This window comes from Pseudomonas sp. HMSC063H08 (assembly GCF_001813645.1).
GTDB lineage: Bacteria > Pseudomonadota > Gammaproteobacteria > Pseudomonadales > Pseudomonadaceae > Pseudomonas > Pseudomonas aeruginosa.
In genome coordinates this window covers 76,990-93,240 of the sequence record NZ_KV813597.1, presented here as the reverse complement: position 1 = coordinate 93,240, position 16,251 = coordinate 76,990, and the positions used below count along the sequence as shown (strand labels likewise).

Sequence of the window (16,251 nt, the reverse complement as noted above, 5' to 3'; positions counted from 1 at the left end):
GGGCTGAACGACGAGGCCTCGACAGGATGTCAACTCGGCTTCACCCAAGACGCCAAACCGCATGGGTTTTGAAGGGCGAGCGGCCGCAGGACGGCCGTACTCCTGCGGTTCCTGCCTATAACGCAAACGGCAAATGAATCTCCACGTTCTGCCGTTGCGCCAGGCGCATCTCGAACTCCGCCGGATCATGGATCAGCACGTCCTGTCCGGCGAACGCCTCGGCGGCGATCAGTCGCGACAGCCAGAAGCGCACGCAGGCAACCCGCAGCATGCTCGGCCAGTGCTCGGCTTCCAGCGCGGTGAACGGCCGGCGGTTGGCGTAGGCGGCGAGCAGGGCGCGGGCGCGGGCCGGGTCCAGGCTGCCGTCGGCATTGGAGCACCAGTCGTTCAGGGTGATCGCCAGGTCGTAGAGCATCCAGCCGGAGCAGGCGTTGTAGAAGTCGATCAGACCGGCCAGGTGCGGGCCGTCGAACAGCACGTTGTCGCGGAACAGGTCGGCATGCAGGTTGGCGCGCGGCAGCGCAGGGCGCTCGGCATCCAGCGCGGCGATCTCCGCCAGGGCCGGGGCGAGCAGGGCGCGGGCCTGTTCCGGTAGTCGCGGGGCGAGGTTGGCACCTTGTTCCAGCATCCAGGGCAGACCACGGTCGCTGGGGCGTTCGAGGATGCGCCCGCGGGTGGCGGCGTGAAGGTGGCCGAGCAGATCGCCCACTTCCTGGCAGTGGTGGGCGTTCGGCTGCCGCTCGTGGCGGCCGGCCAGGCGCGGTTGCAGCAGCGCCGGCTTGCCTTCGAGACGGCGCAGGGCCTCGCCGTCGCGGGTGCGCAGGGCGTAGGGCACCGGCAGGCCGTCCTCGTGGAGCACGTCGAGCAGTTCGATGAAGAACGGCAGGTCCTGCACCGGGCCGCGCTCGACCAGGGTCAGGACGAACTCGCCGTGTTCCAGGCTGACGAAGAAGTTGCTGTTCTCGGAGCCTTCGGCGATGCCACGGAAATCCCGCAGGCGGCCCAGGTCGTAGGGGGCGAGGAAGGCTTCCAGGGTCGAGCGTTCGAGTGGGGTGAACACCGACATGTCAGCGCGGCCTCGCCAGGTTGGAAGTGCACATCACCAGCTGAAGATCTCCCATTGTGGAATCAGCTTGTCCGGCTGGTCGGAGCGAATGAAGTTGCCATCGCTGCCGTCGGCGCGGACCAGGAAATAGGGTTTGCCATGCTTGGGAACCACCTTGATGGCGTAGAGGAAGCCATTCACGCGGTATTCCTGGATGGTCTTGTCGCCCTCCTGGCGGATGGTTACGTCGGGCTCGCCGGAGGGCGCGTCGTCGTCCGCCGCCATCGCGACGAGCGGGGCGAACGCCAGCAGTCCGGCGAGCATCAAGCGGTTCAGCGTACGCATGGTAACCTTGCTCCTTTATCGAATCGTCCAGGGTTCATTCTACACGCCCTGGTCTCCGGAAAAGGTTGATTCCCCTCATGAGCCAAGCGCCCCTCGTCCTGGTGGACGGTTCCTCGTACCTGTACCGCGCCTTCCATGCCCTGCCGCCGCTGACCACCTCGACCGGCAAGCCCACCGGTGCGGTGAAGGGCGTGCTGAACATGCTCCTGAGCCTGCGCAAGCAGTACCCGGACAGCCCGTTCGCGGTGGTCTTCGACGCCAAGGGCCCGACCTTCCGCGACGAGCTGTTCGCCGAGTACAAGGCCAACCGGCCGTCGATGCCCGACGACCTGCGGGTCCAGGTCGAGCCGCTGCATGCCAGCGTCCGCGCCCTCGGCCTGCCGCTGCTGTGCGTGGAGGGGGTCGAGGCCGACGACGTGATCGGCACCCTGGCGCGCAGCAGCGCCGCGGCTGACCGCCCGGTGGTGATTTCCACCGGCGACAAGGACATGGCGCAACTGGTCGACGGGCACATTACGCTGGTCAACACCATGACCGGTAGCCGCCTCGACGTGGATGGCGTGAAAGAGAAATTCGGCGTCGGTCCTGAGCTGATCATCGATTTCCTCGCCCTGATGGGCGACAAGGTCGACAACATCCCCGGCGTTCCCGGCGTCGGCGAGAAAACCGCGCTGGGCCTGCTGACCGGCGTCGGTGGCGGCCTGGAGGTGCTCTACGCCAGCCTGGACAAGGTGCCCGAGCTACCGATCCGCGGCGCCAAGGGTTTGCCGGCGAAGCTCGAGGAAAATCGCGAGCAGGCGTTCCTGTCCTATCAGTTGGCGACCATCAAGACCGACGTCGAACTGGACGTGGAGATCGACAAGCTGTATCCCGGCGAGCCGCAGCGCGAAGCGCTGATCGCCCTGTACCGCGAGCTGGAGTTCAAGAACTGGCTGGACGACCTCCTGCGCGAGGCCAAGGAGGCCGGCGAGAACGGCGAGGCGGAAACGCCTATCCAGGCCGAGGTCGACTACGACGTGGTGCTCGACCAGGCCGGGTTCGACGCCTGGCTGAAGAAGCTGGAGGAGGCCGAGCTGATCGCCTTCGATACCGAGACCACCAGCATCGACGCCCAGCAGGCGCAGGTGGTGGGGGTGTCCTTCGCCGTGAAGGAGGGCGAGGCCGCCTACGTGCCGCTGGCCCACAGCTACATGGGCGTTCCCGAGCAACTGGACCGTGACGCGGTGCTGCGTGCGTTGAAACCGCTGCTGGAGGATCCGAAGAAGCTCAAGGTCGGCCAGCATGCCAAGTACGACATCAATGTCCTGGCCAATGCCAGCACCCCCATCGCGCTGCGGGGCGTAGCCTACGACACCATGCTCGAGTCCTATGTGCTGGACTCCACCGCCACTCGCCACGACATGGACAGCCTGGCCCTGAAGTACCTCGGCCACAGCACCATCCGTTTCGAGGACATCGCCGGCAAGGGCGCCAAGCAACTGACCTTCGACCAGATCGCCATCGAACAGGCCGGGCCCTATGCGGCGGAGGACGCCGACGTGACCCTGCGCCTGCACCAGGCCCTGTGGCAGAAGCTGGAGGCGATCCCGTCCCTGGCCAGGGTCCTGACCGACATCGAGATGCCGCTGGTACCGGTGCTGGCGCGGATCGAGCGCAACGGCGCGCTGGTCGACGCCAACCTGCTGGGCATCCAGAGCCGCGAACTGGGCGAGAAGATGGTCGCCCTGGAGCGCCAGGCATACGACCTGGCGGGGCAGGAATTCAACCTCGGCTCGCCCAAGCAGCTCGGCGCGATCCTCTACGACAAGCTCGGCCTGCCGGTGCTGAGCAAGACCGCGACCGGCCAGCCGTCCACCGCCGAGGCGGTGCTCGCCGAACTGGCCGAGCAGGACTTCGAGCTGCCCAAGGTGATCATGCAGTACCGCTCCATGAGCAAGCTCAAGAGCACCTACACCGACCGCCTGCCCGAGCAGATCAACCCGCGCACCGGGCGCATCCATACCTCATACCACCAGGCGGTGGCGGCTACCGGGCGGCTGTCGTCGAGCGACCCGAACCTGCAGAACATCCCGATCCGCACCGCGGAGGGCCGGCGCATCCGCCAGGCGTTCGTCGCGCCGCAGGGCTACAAGCTATTGGCCGCGGACTACTCGCAGATCGAGCTGCGGATCATGGCCCACCTGGCCAAGGACGACGGCCTGCTGGATGCCTTCCGCCACGACCTGGACGTACACCGCGCCACCGCGGCGGAAGTCTTCGGCGTGCCGCTGGAAGACGTCAGCGGCGACCAGCGACGCAGCGCCAAGGCGATCAACTTCGGATTGATCTACGGCATGAGCGCCTTCGGCCTGGCCAAGCAGATCGGCGTCGAGCGCAAGGAGGCCCAGGCCTACATCGACCGTTACTTCGCCCGCTACCCCGGCGTCCTGGCGTACATGGAACGGACCCGCGCCCAGGCCGCGGAGCAGGGCTTCGTCGAAACCCTGTTCGGCCGTCGCCTGTACCTGCCGGAGATCCATTCGAAGAACGGTGCCATGCGCAAGGCCGCCGAGCGCACCGCGATCAACGCGCCGATGCAGGGCACCGCGGCGGACATCATGAAGCGCGCCATGGTCGCTGTGGATAACTGGCTGCAGGAAAGCGGCCTCGATGCCCGGGTGATCCTCCAGGTGCACGACGAACTGGTGCTGGAAGTGCGCGAGGACCTGGTCGAGCAGGTGCGCGAGGGAATCCGCCCGTTGATGAGCGGTGCGGCGACCCTGGACGTACCGCTGGTGGTCGAGGCGGGTGTCGGTTCGAACTGGGACGAAGCCCACTGATGAACGGTTGCGAGGCCCGTGTGGCGGGCCTTGCGAGCAGGTCCGGAGTGCCCGGTGAGGGTGCCGTGGAAAAGTTTTTCGCGGTGCGCTGAACTTTCCCGTTTTGCCGACAGTCAGAACACACGAATGGCTTCTTGAGCCCTTCGATGCTCCTTTGCAGTGTTTAGTGTTGGCAGATTCCTGGACCCCGCCCTAGCGGTCCGGACTTGAACCCCGAACTTCCCCCTCCCCATACGAAGCTCGGGGTTTTTTTTGCCTGGAATTCAGGCTTCCTCGAACGCCTCTTGTTCCTCGTCCAGCAGGCCCAGCCATTGCGCCAGGACCATTTGCGCCTCGTCGACGCCCTGGCGCTTGGGCGCGGAGAACAGTTGCAGGGTGGCGACGTCGCCCCAGCCTTGCTGGACTTCCCGGCGTACCTTGAGCAGGGCGTTCTTGGCCGCGCCGAAGGCCAGCTTGTCGGCCTTGGTCATCAGCACATGGATCGGCAGCTGGCTGGCCTGTGCCCAATCCAGCATCAGTCGGTCGAAGTCGGTGAGCGGATGGCGGATGTCCATCATCAGGAACACCCCGGCCAGGCTTGCGCGGCTGCTCAGGTAGGCTTCCAGGTGGCGCTGCCAGTGCTGCTTCAGGGGGATCGGCACCTTCGCGTAGCCGTAGCCGGGCAGGTCCACCAGGCGCCGCGAGTCGTCCAGGGCGAAGAAATTGAGCAGTTGGGTACGTCCCGGGGTTTTCGAGGTGCGCGCCAGGTTGGCGTGGGTGAGGGTGTTCAGCGCGCTCGACTTGCCGGCATTGGAGCGCCCGGCGAAAGCGACTTCCAGGCCTTCGTCGGGGGGGCACTGGTCGACCTGGGCGGCACTGATGAGAAAGCTGGCCTTCTGGCACAGGCCGACGATGGGGTTCTTCTCTGACATGGGTTATCCACAGGGGTGCGACTCGGTGTCGCGGGGGGCTGTTTCGTTTCCGTTTCGGTATCGGAAGTATATAATGCCGCGGATTTTGTGTGCGCTTTATCCCCCAGGGTCGAGCGCGCGCGGGAACGGACAGAGCATTTTCCGCGCGGTAGAACGCGGGCGTTCCCCCTGATGAGGACGATCATGAAGAAACTGCTGCTCGCAGCGACAGTCGTTGCGGTGGCCGTTACGGCGCAGGCGGCGCAGGACCCGGAAGCAGTGTTCAACCGGACCTGTGGCGCGTGTCACGACGGCCAGCTGCCGATGGCGCCGAAAAAGGGCGACCATGCCGCCTGGGAGCCGCGGCTGGCCAAGGGCATGCCGACCCTGGTCCAGCATGTGACCAACGGATTCAACGCCATGCCGCCCCGCGGCCTGTGCACCGACTGCAGTGCCGAAGACTACCAGGCAACCATCCAGTGGATGGTGAAGAAGTAGCCGAAGCCCACTATCTTTCACCCTTAGCCGTAATTGGATTAGCTGATGAACAAACTTCTCGTGAGTCTGCTGTTGACCCTGGGTCTGACCGGCCTTGCCCATGCCGCTGGCGATGCCGCCGCGGGCCAGGCGAAAGCCGCGGTATGCGGCGCCTGTCACGGTGCGGATGGCAACAGCCCGGCGCCGAACTTCCCGAAACTGGCCGGCCAGGGCGAGCGTTACCTGCTCAAGCAGATGCATGACATCAAGGACGGCAAGCGTACCGTGCTGGAAATGACCGGCCTGCTGACCAACCTCAGCGACCAGGACCTGGCCGACATCGCCGCCTACTTCGCCAGCCAGAAGATGAGCGTCGGCATGGCCGATCCGAACCTGGTGGCCCAGGGCGAAGCGCTGTTCCGCGGCGGCAAGATCGCCGAAGGCATGCCGGCCTGCACCGGTTGCCATTCCCCGAGCGGCGTCGGCATCGCAACCGCCGGTTTCCCGCACCTGGGCGGCCAGCACGCGACCTACGTGGCCAAGCAGCTGACCGACTTCCGCGAAGGCACCCGCACCAACGACGGCGACACCAAGATCATGCAGTCCATCGCCGCCAAGCTGTCGAACAAGGACATCGCCGCGATTTCCAGCTACATCCAGGGTCTGCACTGATCGCTGCGTAGCACGGCAAAAAAGATGTATGAAAAAGGGTGGCCTCGGCTGCCCTTTTTTGCGTCCGCCATCGCTACAATGCTGGAACCCGTGACCGCTCCCCCCGGTCGAACTGACCGGGCCGAACCCGGCCGGAGAGCGGCACTGACCTCGCCTAGGAGTGAACGATGCGTAACCTGATTCTCACCGCCATGCTGGCCATGGCCAGCCTGTTCGGCATGGCCGCCCAGGCCGACGACTATACCGCCGGCAAGGAATACGTCGAGCTGAGCAGCCCGGTGCCGGTGTCCCAGCCGGGCAAGATCGAAGTGGTGGAACTGTTCTGGTATGGCTGCCCGCATTGCTACGCGTTCGAGCCGACCATCGTGCCGTGGAGCGAGAAGCTGCCGGCAGATGTCCTTTTCGTGCGCCTGCCTGCCCTGTTCGGCGGTATCTGGAACGTCCATGGGCAGATGTTCCTGACCCTGGAAAGCATGGGTGTCGAGCATGACGTACACAACGCCGTGTTCGAGGCGATCCACAAGGAGCACAAGAAGCTCGCCACTCCGGAAGAAATGGCCGATTTCCTCGCCGGCAAGGGCGTGGACAAGGAAAAATTCCTGAGCACCTATAATTCCTTTGCCATCAAGGGCCAGATGGAAAAGGCCAAGAAGCTGGCGATGGCCTACCAGGTCACCGGCGTACCGACCATGGTGGTCAATGGCAAATACCGCTTCGACATCGGCTCCGCCGGTGGTCCGGAGGAAACCCTCAAGCTGGCCGACTACCTGATCGAGAAAGAGCGCGCAGCGGCCAAGAAGTAGGCAAGGTGATTCGGCATGTTGCGCCGCTGGCAGCGTGAACCTCGGGTCGCAGGCAGCTGCGACCCGCGAGTGAACCCCTCCTGTGACGATTCGCGGGAGTTGCCCGACGACGGCCGCCTGCGCCTTCTCAGCTTCAACATCCAGGTCGGTATCAGCACCGAGCGCTACCGCCACTACCTGACCCGCGGTTGGCAGCACCTGCTGCCCCACGCGGGGCGGGCGACCAACCTGAAGCGGATCGGCGAACTGCTCGCCGACTACGATCTCGTCGCCCTCCAGGAAGCCGACGGCGGCAGCCTGCGTTCCGGCTACGTCAACCAGGTCGAGCACCTGGCCCAGTTGGGGGCGTTCCCCTACTGGTACCAGCAGCTCAACCGCAACCTCGGGCGTATCGCCCAGCACAGCAACGGCCTGCTCAGCCGCTGGCGGCCGACCCTGCTGGAAGATCATCCGTTGCCCGGTCCGCCGGGGCGCGGCGCGATCTTCGTGCGTTTTGGCGAAGGCGCCGACGCGCTGGTGGTAGTGATGATGCATCTCGCTCTCGGCGCTCGCACCCGCACCCGCCAGCTCGCCTATATCCGCGAGCTGATCGGCGACTACCGCCACCAGGTGCTGATGGGCGACATGAACACCCATGCCGTCGATCTTCTGGAAAACTCGCCCCTGCGCGACCTCGGCCTGATGGCGCCGCAGGTCGAGGCGACGTTTCCCAGCTGGCGGCCGCAGCGCAATCTCGACCATATCCTGCTCAGTTCCGATCTCGCTCTCGAGCGGGTCGACGTGCTCGACCAGCCGATCTCCGACCATCTGCCGGTATCGGTGGAGATTCGCCTGCCGGACAACCTGCGCGACAAGGCCTTGGTCGTGCGCGGGGATGCCGGGAGTCCGCCATGAGTCGCGACGACGTCCAGCGCTGGAAAGACAAGTACCTGGAGAACATCGAGCAGCAGGAGCGCCTGCAACGGCGCTGGGATGCCCGCATCGACCTGCTGCGTCGCGGCCTGGTGCGTAGCAGTCTGGCGGCCGAAGGCAGCGACAAGGCGGTCGACCAGTGCATGAAGGAGCTGCGCGAGATCCTCCGTCGCGACGACATGGACGCCGGCCTGTCGGGCCTGATTCCGCGCCTGGAAAAGGCCGTGCTCGACTCCGAACAACGCCGCCAGCAACGCACCCAGCAGAACATCGATGCCCTCGGCGAACTGGCCCAGCAGTTGCTGGCCCTGAACCTGCCGCGGGAACTGCGCAAGCCGCTGAAGCAGTTCGCCCGCGATATCGAGGAGCGCGCCCGGCAGTCGCGCGAGATTCCGATCCTGCTCAGCGAGCTGAGCAGGCTGCAACGCCAGGCGCTGGCCGAGCGCAAGGGCGGCGATGCCGAAGACGGTCGCCCGAGCCTGTTGCAACGCCTGTTCGGCGGCAAGGAGTCGGAAACCGCCGCGGAGCCGAGCGCATCGGTGCCGTCCGTTGTGGCGGCAAGCAATACACCGATCCAACCGGCGGCGGCCGCGCCGTCCCTGCCGGTCGCCGAGCACGACGAGGCGCCAGGCGGTCCGCCGCAGCCGTTGCCCGCCCGCACGGTCGCCGCCATCGAAAGCGCGCCAGCGGGTTGGGTCGGGGTCGCCGAGCGTGGCGAGCCGAACCAGATCCTGCTGGATGAGCCTCGGGAAATCTGGCTCGACAGCCTGCCGCTACCGGCAGGCCTGAGCTTTAGCGAGACGCTGGAAGACGCGGGTGCGGAGTCGCCGCCCGCAGTGCTGGCGGACGTTGAAAGCGCGCCCGAAGCTCCGGTCACCCCTGTGGATAACCTCGACGGGCAGGCGGTAGACGAGGCCTACGAACTGCCGCCGCCGATACCGGAGCCCGGCTACAGCGCGGTGGCGCCGCACATCGAGGCCAGCCTGCTGCGGCTGCTCGACGGCCTGTCCCTGCCGAGCAGCCACCAGCCCCAGGCCGAGGCGCTGCGGGAGCGGATCGATGGCAGCCTGAACTGGTATGAGCTGGTGCCGGTACTCGACGACCTGGCGGTGCTGGTGCTGTCCCTGGCGGACAGTGGCCAGCGCGACTTCGAGGAATACCTGCGGCAACTCAACGAGCGCCTGGAAAGCTTCCTCGGCCACCTGGGCGACGCCCACGCCGGCTATACCGACGTGCTGGACAACGCGCGCGGCTTCGACCAATCGCTGCGTGAGCAGGTCAGCGGCCTGCAGGCCAGCGTGCAGCAGGCGACCGACCTGAACAGCCTCAAGCTGGCGGTGGACAGCCGGCTGAACGGCCTGCTCGCCTCCATGGACGAACACCAGCGCGAACAGGCCGAGCACGAACAGGAGGTGTCCGGCCGCCTGCAGGCGCTGATGGAACGGGTCAACAGCATGGAACAGGATGCCAAGGCGTTCCACAGCCACCTGGAGGACCAGCGACAGAAAGCCCTGACCGATCCGCTGACCGGGCTGCCCAACCGCGCGGCGCTCAGCGAGCGCCTGGAACAGGAGGTGGCGCGCCGGCACCGGGACGGCGGCGATCTGCTGCTGGCGGTGCTGGACATCGACCACTTCAAGCGGATCAACGACGACTTCGGCCACCTGGCCGGGGACAAGGTGCTGAAGATCATTGCCGGCGAATTGCGCAAACGGTTGCGCCAGGCCGATTTCATCGCCCGTTTCGGCGGCGAGGAGTTCGTCGTCCTGCTCCCGGCCACGTCCCTGGAAGCCGGCCGGCAACTACTCGAACGGCTGCGCGCGGCGATCGCCGCCTGTCCGTTCCATTTCAAGGGCGAGCCCCTGAGCATCACCTGTTCCGCCGGCATCACCGCGTTCGAAGGCAACGAGGCCGGCGAAGTGGTTTTCGAGCGCGCCGACCAGGCGCTGTATCGAGCCAAGCGCGCCGGCCGGGACCGCCTGGAAGTGGCCTGAAGGGCGACCAGCGCACATTCCGGCGACTCGGGACGGGCTCGCCTGCAGGTGTTGCCGCGGCTCGCTAGAATGGTCCCGCCCGGTAGAATGACCGGCTGTCCCGCTCTGGAAATTCCCATGGATATGTTCGGCGTCGCCGTCCTGATCTTTCTGGTCACCGATCCCTTCGGCAACATCGCCGTGTTCCTCGCCGCGCTGAAAGGCGTCGCCCCCGGGCGCCGCCTGCGCGTGGCGTTTCGCGAGCTGGCCTTCGCCCTGGGCCTGCTGCTGCTCTTCCTCACCCTCGGCGAGCACATCCTCAGCGGCCTCGGCCTGTCCCGCGAGGCGACCGGGATCGCGGGTGGCATCATCCTGTTCGTGATCGCCATGCGCCTGATCTTCCCCTCGCCCCAAGGGCTGCTCGGCGAAGTGCCCGACGGCGAGCCGCTGCTGGTGCCCCTGGCCACCCCGGCGGTGGCCGGGCCCTCGGCGCTGGCGATGCTGATCACCCTGCGCACCACCTTCGACGGTCCGCTGTGGGAGCTTTACCTGGCGGTGGTGCTGGCCTGGGCCGCTACTGCGCTGATCCTGCTGCAGGCGGCGTTCCTCCAGCGTTTCCTCGGCCCGCGCGGGCTGACCGCCATCGAGCGCCTGGCCGGCATGCTGCTGATCATGCTCAGCGTCGATATGCTGTTGGACAACCTGCGCAGCGTGTTGCACATCGCCGCCTGACCGCGCTGCCCATTTTTTTCGGAGTCATCATGCGTTCGTTCGTTCTACTGGCTTTCACCCTGTCGCTGCTGGCCGGCTGCTCCAGCGGCCCGCGCCTGAATACCGACTACACCTCGGCGAACCAGGACAGCCGTGTCCAGTTCATCATCCTCCACTACACCTCCACCGATCTGCCGCATTCGCTGGGCATCCTCACCCACGGTGGCGTCAGCGCGCACTACCTGATCGGCGACGACGAGCCGGCCACCGTCTACCGCCTGGTGGATGAGAACCGCCGCGCCTGGCACGCCGGGGTCAGTGAATGGCAGGGCCGGACCTGGCTGAACGCCACCTCGATCGGCATCGAGATCGTCAACCAGGGCTATCGCGATACACCCCAGGGGCGGGTCTGGTATCCGTTCAGCGAAGCGCAGATCCAGGCGCTGATCCCCCTGCTGAAGGACATCGCCAAGCGCCACGGCATCACCCCGGACCGGATCATCGGACACAGCGATATCGCGCCGGGCCGCAAGGTCGATCCGGGTCCGCTGTTCCCCTGGAAGCGCCTCGCCGACGCCGGCCTGGTGCCCTGGCCGAAGCCCGGCGAATTGGCGCGCCGGCTCGCCGAACTGAACGGCCAGCTGCCGGATGTGCGCTGGTTCCAGCAGCAGTTGGCGCGGCACGGTTACCTGGTGCCGCAGACCGGCGAGCTGGAGAAGGACACCCGCGACGTCATCGGCGCTTTCCAGATGAAATACCGTCCGGCCCGCTTCGATGGCGAGCCGGACCTGGAAACCGCCGCGCTGCTGCTGGCGGTGCCGACTTCCTGAGGCCTGTGGAAAAGCCTGCCGGGAGCGGTCACACCGGCAGCAGCATGTAGAAGCGCGCGCCCTGGCCCGGTTGCGAGCGCACCGCGATGCGCCCGCCATGCAGCTGGATGATTTCCTTGCACAGCGCCAGGCCGAGGCCGGCGCCGCCCTTCTTGCGTCCGACCTGGACGAAAGGCTCGAAGATCCGTCCTTGCTGGCTGAAGGGAATGCCTTCGCCATTGTCTTCCACCGCGATCAGCACCCGGTCGCCCTGGCGCCGGGCCTGCAGGTGGATCTGCCCGCCTTCGCTGCTATGGCGCAGGGCGTTTTCCAGCAGGTTGTCGATCACCCGCTCGATCTGCAGGCGGTCGAGCTGCAGGCGCGGCAGTTCATCGCCCAGCTCCAGTTGCAGCGAGACCCGGCGGGCCTCGCCCTTGGGAGTGAAACGCTGCTGCGCCTGGGTGAGCAGGTCGACGAGGTCGCAGGAAGCCAGTTCGAGCTTCTGCATGCCGGTCTGGTAGCGCGAGAAGTTCAACAGGTCGTTGATCAGCAGGACCAGCCGCGACATCTCTTCGTCCACCGTCTGGATCAGGTCCGCTTCCCGCGACTCCGCGGGGAAGTCCAAGCGTTCGCGGAGCAGGCTGAAGGCCATCTGCATGCCGGTCACCGGCGTACGCAGTTCGTGGGAGGCGCGCAGGACGAATTCGCTGCGGACCCGTTCGAAGGCGCGCTGCTCGGTCACGTCGCGGACCACCAGCACCGCGCCGACGCTATGCCCGCCGGGATGGGTGACCGGATACAGCGACCAGGCCAGCAGGCGCGACTCGCCGGCGACGTCCACCACCAGGTCGGGCATCGCCTCGTCCTGGACTTCGCCGAGCAGGGCCTTTTCCACCGCTTCCTGGACATCGACATCGCTGAGTATTTCGTCGATCCGCTTGCCATGGGGGTCGTTGGAGACGAATAGCTGGCGGATCGCGACCGGGTTGGCGTGTTCGATGCGCCCCTGGTTGTCGAAGATCACCAGGCCGTCGTCGATGCTGTCGAGTACCGCCTGCAGGCGCCGCTCGCCGGAAAGCACCTCTTCGACGCTGGTCTTGCGGTACTGCCGCAGGGCCTCGGCCATCAGGCCGAAACGCCGGGTCAACTGGCCGACCTCGGCGACGTTGGTCATCGGCAGGGTCACGTCGAAATCGCCTTCGCCGATCCTGTCCGCCGCCCGCGCCAGGGTTTCGATCGGTGCGCCGAAGCGCCGGGCGATGCTGTGGGCGGTGACGAAACCGATCAGCAGGATGGCGACGCCCACCAGGCCAAGCAGGCCGGCGACCAGGTAGGCTCGGTGGCGGGCGCTGGTCTCGGCGTCGCTGATGCCGGCCAGCGCCAGTTGCTGCAGGTCCTGCAGGCGTAGGCGCAGGGTATTGAAGGCTTCGCTGAAGCCGTCGTTGTCGGCCATGGGCGCCTTGAGCAGCGCCGGGGTGTGCGCCTGCAGTTGCAGGTAGGCGTCGCGAACGCCATCCAGGGCGGCCTGCTCGGCGCCGTCGACGGTATTCGCCCGACCCTGTTCCAGGACCCGTCGGAAATCGTTCTGCGAGCGCTCCAGGGCCTGCCCGTCGGGGGTTTCGCGGAGCAGTATGACCAACTGGTCGCCGAGCAGCTGGCGCAACTGCTGGCTCACCTCGATGGTCGCGTGGTGGTGCGACATCCGTTGTTCCTGGGCGCGGCCGAGCTGCATCACGCTGAACAACCCGAGCAACAGGCCGAACAGCGAGACGGTGATCAGCGCGGAAATGCTGAGGAACAACCGGGTCCGGAGCTTCATCGGCAGCGGCATGCTCATAGGCCGTACTGCTTGCGCTTCCGGTACAGGGTCGAGGCATCGATACCGAGGGTCTTGGCGGCCTGGTCGAGGGTCGCGCTGGAGGCCATCACCGCCGTGATATGGGCTTTCTCCAGGTCTTCCAGGCTCAGCGATTCGCCGATCCGCGGTGCGCTGCTGGCGGATTGCGTAGCGCTGAAACCGAGGTGGTCGACATCCACCCGTTCCTGGTTGCAGATGATGCTGGCGCGTTCGATCACGTTGCGTAGCTCGCGTACGTTGCCCGGCCAGGGGTATTGCCGCATGGCCTCGCGGGCGGCTTCGCTGAAGCCGCGGGCGGGGCGGCCGTAGTCCTTGACGAAGCGGGCGAGGAAACGTTCGGCCAGGCCGAGGATATCCTCGGCGCGTTCGCGCAGGGGAGGCAGGTTGAGCACGATCACGTTGAGGCGGTAGAGCAGGTCCTCGCGGAACTGGCCCTGGGCGACCATCGCGCCCAGGTCGCGGTTGGTCGCGGCAAGGATGCGTACGTCGGCGCGGCGGGTCACCGGATCGCCGACGCGTTCGTATTCCTTGTCCTGGATGAAGCGCAGCAGCTTGGGTTGCAAGGTCAGCGGGAAGTCGCCGATCTCGTCGAGGAACAGGGTGCCGCCGTCAGCCTGGCTGACCCTGCCCAGGGTGCTTTCGGTGGCACCGGTGAAGGCGCCGCGACTGTGCCCGAACAGTTCGCTTTCCATCAGTTCGGCGGTCAGCGACGGGCAGTTGATGGTGACCTGGGGCTTCTTCGCGCGTTTGCTCCAGGTGTGGATGGCGCGTGCCAGTTCGCCCTTGCCGGAGCCGGATTCGCCGAGGATGAGGATGTTGGCGTCGGTCGCCGCTACCTGGCGCGCGGTCTCCAGTACCGCGGCCATGGCCGGGCTGTGCGATTCCAGGCCGTCGCCCTGGCGGCGCACTTCGTCCTCCAGGGCCTCCAGGCGCGCGGTCAGTTGGCGCACCTCCAGTTGCTTGGCGGCGGCCAGGCGCAGTTGGTCCGGGCTGCAGGGCTTGACCAGGTAATCCACCGCGCCGGCCTGCATGGCGTCGACCGCGGTATCCACCGCCGAATGCGCGGTGACGATCACCACGCGCATCCATGGCGCCTGGACGCGCATCTGGGCGAGAACGTCGAGCCCGTTGTCTTCGCCCAGGCGCAGATCGAGGAAGCACAGGTCGAATACCTGGCGCTGCAACAGGGCCTCCGCCTGCGGCGCGCTGCTGGCGGTGGCCACGCTGTAGCCTTCGTCTTCGAGGCAATAACGGAAAGTGCGCAGGATCGCCGACTCGTCATCGACCAGCAGGATGCGCCCCTGTTTTTCGGAAGTGGTTTCCATCGTTGCTTTTTATCCTCTAGGGAATTCACTGCCATTCGGCTTCTGGGTTAGTCCCCGGAAAGCCCATGCAAGTTGCAGAGCGCCCCGCCGCCCATCCGGGCGGCCAGGGCGGCGTGCAACCAACCTGCCGATGTTGCTGTTCTTGGGTTTTCGGGAAGCCGTGGCGGCTCCACGGATGGCTCCGGGTAGCAGGTGCCGGGTCGCTTCCCTGTTGCATGTGACAGCGTACCGCGCCGATCGTGCAAAACGCCCGGAATAATTTGTCGCGTCGTGCAGGATGAACTGCGCAGACTACCTGGGTTGTTTTATAACTTATTGAATTAAAAGTATTTTTATTTTTCAGAAAGGCTGGCATGGGGCGTGCAATGAGGTAGTCACGGTCTCCCTGAAGAAAAAATGGACACAGGCCGGTTCGCTACCCCGATGGGCCCGGCCCCGAGGCGGTACCGACAGTTCCGAAGGCACACAGGAGAAAACATCATGCTTAGTTGGGCTATCACCTTTCTGATCATCGCCATCATCGCTGCCGTCCTCGGGTTTGGTGGCATCGCAGGTGCCGCCACCGGAATCGCGAAGATCCTCTTCGTGCTGTTCCTGGTGCTCTTCGTGGTCTCGTTCTTCTTCGGACGCCGTCGCGGCTAGCCGGATGCCAAGGAGAAAGCGATGCGACTCATGCGTAACCTGATGAACGCACTGCTGCTCGGTGCCGCCGCCAGTTCGCTGGCGGTGGCGGCCGACAGGGACGGTGAATACCGCTTGAACGAATTGCAGAGCACCGATGCCGGATACCGCGAGGCCTGGCAGAACCTGGTGGAAGACGAGAGCCGCTTGCCCGACTGGGTGATGAATCTCTCGGGAACCGCTACACCGATGCATGCCGTCGACGACCAGGGCGACAAGTATCTGGTTGGCGGTCTCTGCGAGAAGTCCGATTGCAAGGGCCAGCGCCTGCTGGTCGCCTTCGATTGGGACAAGAGCCATGCCTACGGGCTCTACGTGCAGGTGCCCGAAGGGCTGCCGCAGGACAAGTCGCCGAGCAAGCACGCCAGCTTCCGCTGGCTGGGCAAGCCGGAGCCGGCGGTACAGAAGATCCTCGACGAACAACTCAAGGCCGATCCGAACTGGTACTGAGGCGGAACGGGCTTGCGTGACACCGCCCCGCCCGCAGCGGGGCATGGCCAGGGGACCGGGATGCGCTGGGTGAGGTCGATCCGGCGGGTTCCAGGGGTACAGGGAGTACCTCCTTCGGGGTCGGGCCAGGCGAAAACGCGCCGGAGGGGAGCCACCGATGTCTCGCTGCCTTCCGGCGCGCTTCTATATATAGAAGGGGTACGACGCTCCGCCGTCCGGCGAAGCGTCGGCTTCCGCACCGATACTCCGCGAACTTCCCTGATATCGATCAATGCCTGTGGATGGCGGTGTCGTTTTACAATCGACCACCCGCGCGTTCCGAGGCGCCCTCCCAGAAGGGCTTTACCGCGCGGTTATCCACAGAATGCCGCTTATCCACAGCTGGCGATGGCGTGCCGGACGGCGTTGCGTGTCCTGCGACCATCCATCGCAGCGATGATGAGCGACTTTCAACTTCCCAGGATGGGCACGAGGCTCCCGG

At 65.9% G+C, this 16,251-nt stretch carries 15 protein-coding genes; 10 read left to right on the top strand and 5 right to left on the bottom strand.

Annotation, left to right across the window (positions count from 1 at the left end; translation table 11 throughout):
• Positions 1-115 precede the first annotated feature (115 nt).
• A complete protein-coding gene (locus HMPREF2924_RS28560) occupies positions 116-1,066 on the bottom strand; it encodes a homoserine kinase (protein ID WP_003110565.1) in 951 nt (316 codons plus the stop codon).
• A gap of 33 nt (positions 1,067-1,099) precedes the next feature.
• Positions 1,100-1,390 carry a DUF2782 domain-containing protein gene (locus HMPREF2924_RS28555; protein WP_003096984.1) on the bottom strand — a complete coding sequence of 97 codons (291 nt, stop codon included), beginning with the start codon at positions 1,388-1,390 and terminating at the stop codon, positions 1,100-1,102.
• Between the two features lie 77 nt (positions 1,391-1,467).
• Between HMPREF2924_RS28555 and polA the strand changes: the two genes are divergently transcribed.
• The gene (polA, locus tag HMPREF2924_RS28550; RefSeq protein ID WP_003122330.1) at positions 1,468-4,209 is read left to right on the top strand and encodes a DNA polymerase I; all 2,742 of its coding nucleotides are present in this window, start codon (positions 1,468-1,470) and stop codon (positions 4,207-4,209) included.
• Between the two features lie 263 nt (positions 4,210-4,472).
• Here polA and yihA read toward each other — a convergent pair whose 3' ends face one another.
• Entirely contained in the window at positions 4,473-5,120 is a 648-nt protein-coding gene (yihA, locus tag HMPREF2924_RS28545) for a ribosome biogenesis GTP-binding protein YihA/YsxC (protein WP_003096980.1), read from the bottom strand.
• A gap of 183 nt (positions 5,121-5,303) precedes the next feature.
• Between yihA and HMPREF2924_RS28540 the strand changes: the two genes are divergently transcribed.
• The 7 genes from HMPREF2924_RS28540 to ampDh2 all read left to right on the top strand — a co-directional run bounded on the left by HMPREF2924_RS28540 (position 5,304) and on the right by ampDh2 (position 11,477).
• Entirely contained in the window at positions 5,304-5,597 is a 294-nt protein-coding gene (locus HMPREF2924_RS28540) for a c-type cytochrome (RefSeq protein WP_003096979.1), read from the top strand.
• Positions 5,598-5,642: 45 nt separating this feature from the next.
• Entirely contained in the window at positions 5,643-6,248 is a 606-nt protein-coding gene (locus HMPREF2924_RS28535; RefSeq protein WP_003102831.1) for a c-type cytochrome, read from the top strand.
• 167 nt (positions 6,249-6,415) lie between these two features.
• Complete coding sequence (dsbA, locus tag HMPREF2924_RS28530) at positions 6,416-7,051, top strand: thiol:disulfide interchange protein DsbA (protein ID WP_023124882.1); 636 nt, start codon at positions 6,416-6,418, stop codon at positions 7,049-7,051.
• A 15-nt stretch (positions 7,052-7,066) separates the two neighbouring features.
• The gene (locus HMPREF2924_RS28525; protein ID WP_003096975.1) at positions 7,067-7,945 is read left to right on the top strand and encodes an endonuclease/exonuclease/phosphatase family protein; all 879 of its coding nucleotides are present in this window, start codon (positions 7,067-7,069) and stop codon (positions 7,943-7,945) included.
• A complete protein-coding gene (dgcP, locus tag HMPREF2924_RS28520) occupies positions 7,942-9,957 on the top strand; it encodes a diguanylate cyclase DgcP (protein WP_003110561.1) in 2,016 nt (671 codons plus the stop codon). The genes HMPREF2924_RS28525 and dgcP overlap by 4 nt, the downstream gene beginning before the upstream one ends.
• Before the next feature lie 117 nt (positions 9,958-10,074).
• On the top strand, positions 10,075-10,668 hold the full coding sequence (locus tag HMPREF2924_RS28515; protein ID WP_003102836.1) for a MarC family protein: 594 nt from the start codon (positions 10,075-10,077) through the stop codon (positions 10,666-10,668).
• Positions 10,669-10,697: 29 nt separating this feature from the next.
• Positions 10,698-11,477 carry an N-acetylmuramoyl-L-alanine amidase AmpDh2 gene (gene ampDh2 / locus HMPREF2924_RS28510; RefSeq protein ID WP_003136432.1) on the top strand — a complete coding sequence of 260 codons (780 nt, stop codon included), beginning with the start codon at positions 10,698-10,700 and terminating at the stop codon, positions 11,475-11,477.
• A 28-nt stretch (positions 11,478-11,505) separates the two neighbouring features.
• Here the strand turns inward: ampDh2 and HMPREF2924_RS28505 are convergent, their stop codons facing one another.
• The gene (locus tag HMPREF2924_RS28505; protein ID WP_003136430.1) at positions 11,506-13,293 is read right to left on the bottom strand and encodes a KinB sensor domain-containing domain; all 1,788 of its coding nucleotides are present in this window, start codon (positions 13,291-13,293) and stop codon (positions 11,506-11,508) included.
• On the bottom strand, positions 13,290-14,639 hold the full coding sequence (gene algB, locus HMPREF2924_RS28500; protein WP_003136427.1) for a sigma-54-dependent response regulator transcription factor AlgB: 1,350 nt from the start codon (positions 14,637-14,639) through the stop codon (positions 13,290-13,292). Before algB ends, HMPREF2924_RS28505 begins: the two co-directional genes overlap by 4 nt.
• Before the next feature lie 480 nt (positions 14,640-15,119).
• On the opposite strand from algB, the gene HMPREF2924_RS28495 reads away from it, so the two are divergent.
• Positions 15,120-15,281 carry a DUF1328 domain-containing protein gene (locus HMPREF2924_RS28495; RefSeq protein ID WP_003096961.1) on the top strand — a complete coding sequence of 54 codons (162 nt, stop codon included), beginning with the start codon at positions 15,120-15,122 and terminating at the stop codon, positions 15,279-15,281.
• Between the two features lie 21 nt (positions 15,282-15,302).
• A complete protein-coding gene (locus HMPREF2924_RS28490) occupies positions 15,303-15,770 on the top strand; it encodes an inhibitor of vertebrate lysozyme family protein (RefSeq protein ID WP_003096958.1) in 468 nt (155 codons plus the stop codon).
• Positions 15,771-16,251 lie beyond the last annotated feature (481 nt).

Excerpts from the sequence above, each read along its gene's own strand:
- HMPREF2924_RS28560 (WP_003110565.1), bottom strand. The coding sequence starts at position 1,066 with ATGTCGGTGTTCACCCCACTCGAACGCTCGACCCTGGAAGCCTTCCTC.
- polA (WP_003122330.1), top strand. The coding sequence starts at position 1,468 with ATGAGCCAAGCGCCCCTCGTCCTGGTGGACGGTTCCTCGTACCTGTAC.
- HMPREF2924_RS28525 (WP_003096975.1), top strand. The coding sequence starts at position 7,067 with ATGTTGCGCCGCTGGCAGCGTGAACCTCGGGTCGCAGGCAGCTGCGAC.
- HMPREF2924_RS28535 (WP_003102831.1), top strand. The coding sequence starts at position 5,643 with ATGAACAAACTTCTCGTGAGTCTGCTGTTGACCCTGGGTCTGACCGGC.
- dgcP (WP_003110561.1), top strand. The coding sequence starts at position 7,942 with ATGAGTCGCGACGACGTCCAGCGCTGGAAAGACAAGTACCTGGAGAAC.
- dsbA (WP_023124882.1), top strand. The coding sequence starts at position 6,416 with ATGCGTAACCTGATTCTCACCGCCATGCTGGCCATGGCCAGCCTGTTC.
- HMPREF2924_RS28555 (WP_003096984.1), bottom strand. The coding sequence starts at position 1,390 with ATGCGTACGCTGAACCGCTTGATGCTCGCCGGACTGCTGGCGTTCGCC.
- algB (WP_003136427.1), bottom strand. The coding sequence starts at position 14,639 with ATGGAAACCACTTCCGAAAAACAGGGGCGCATCCTGCTGGTCGATGAC.
- ampDh2 (WP_003136432.1), top strand. The coding sequence starts at position 10,698 with ATGCGTTCGTTCGTTCTACTGGCTTTCACCCTGTCGCTGCTGGCCGGC.
- yihA (WP_003096980.1), bottom strand. The coding sequence starts at position 5,120 with ATGTCAGAGAAGAACCCCATCGTCGGCCTGTGCCAGAAGGCCAGCTTT.
- HMPREF2924_RS28495 (WP_003096961.1), top strand. The coding sequence starts at position 15,120 with ATGCTTAGTTGGGCTATCACCTTTCTGATCATCGCCATCATCGCTGCC.
- HMPREF2924_RS28515 (WP_003102836.1), top strand. The coding sequence starts at position 10,075 with ATGGATATGTTCGGCGTCGCCGTCCTGATCTTTCTGGTCACCGATCCC.
- HMPREF2924_RS28540 (WP_003096979.1), top strand. The coding sequence starts at position 5,304 with ATGAAGAAACTGCTGCTCGCAGCGACAGTCGTTGCGGTGGCCGTTACG.
- HMPREF2924_RS28505 (WP_003136430.1), bottom strand. The coding sequence starts at position 13,293 with ATGAGCATGCCGCTGCCGATGAAGCTCCGGACCCGGTTGTTCCTCAGC.
- HMPREF2924_RS28490 (WP_003096958.1), top strand. The coding sequence starts at position 15,303 with ATGCGACTCATGCGTAACCTGATGAACGCACTGCTGCTCGGTGCCGCC.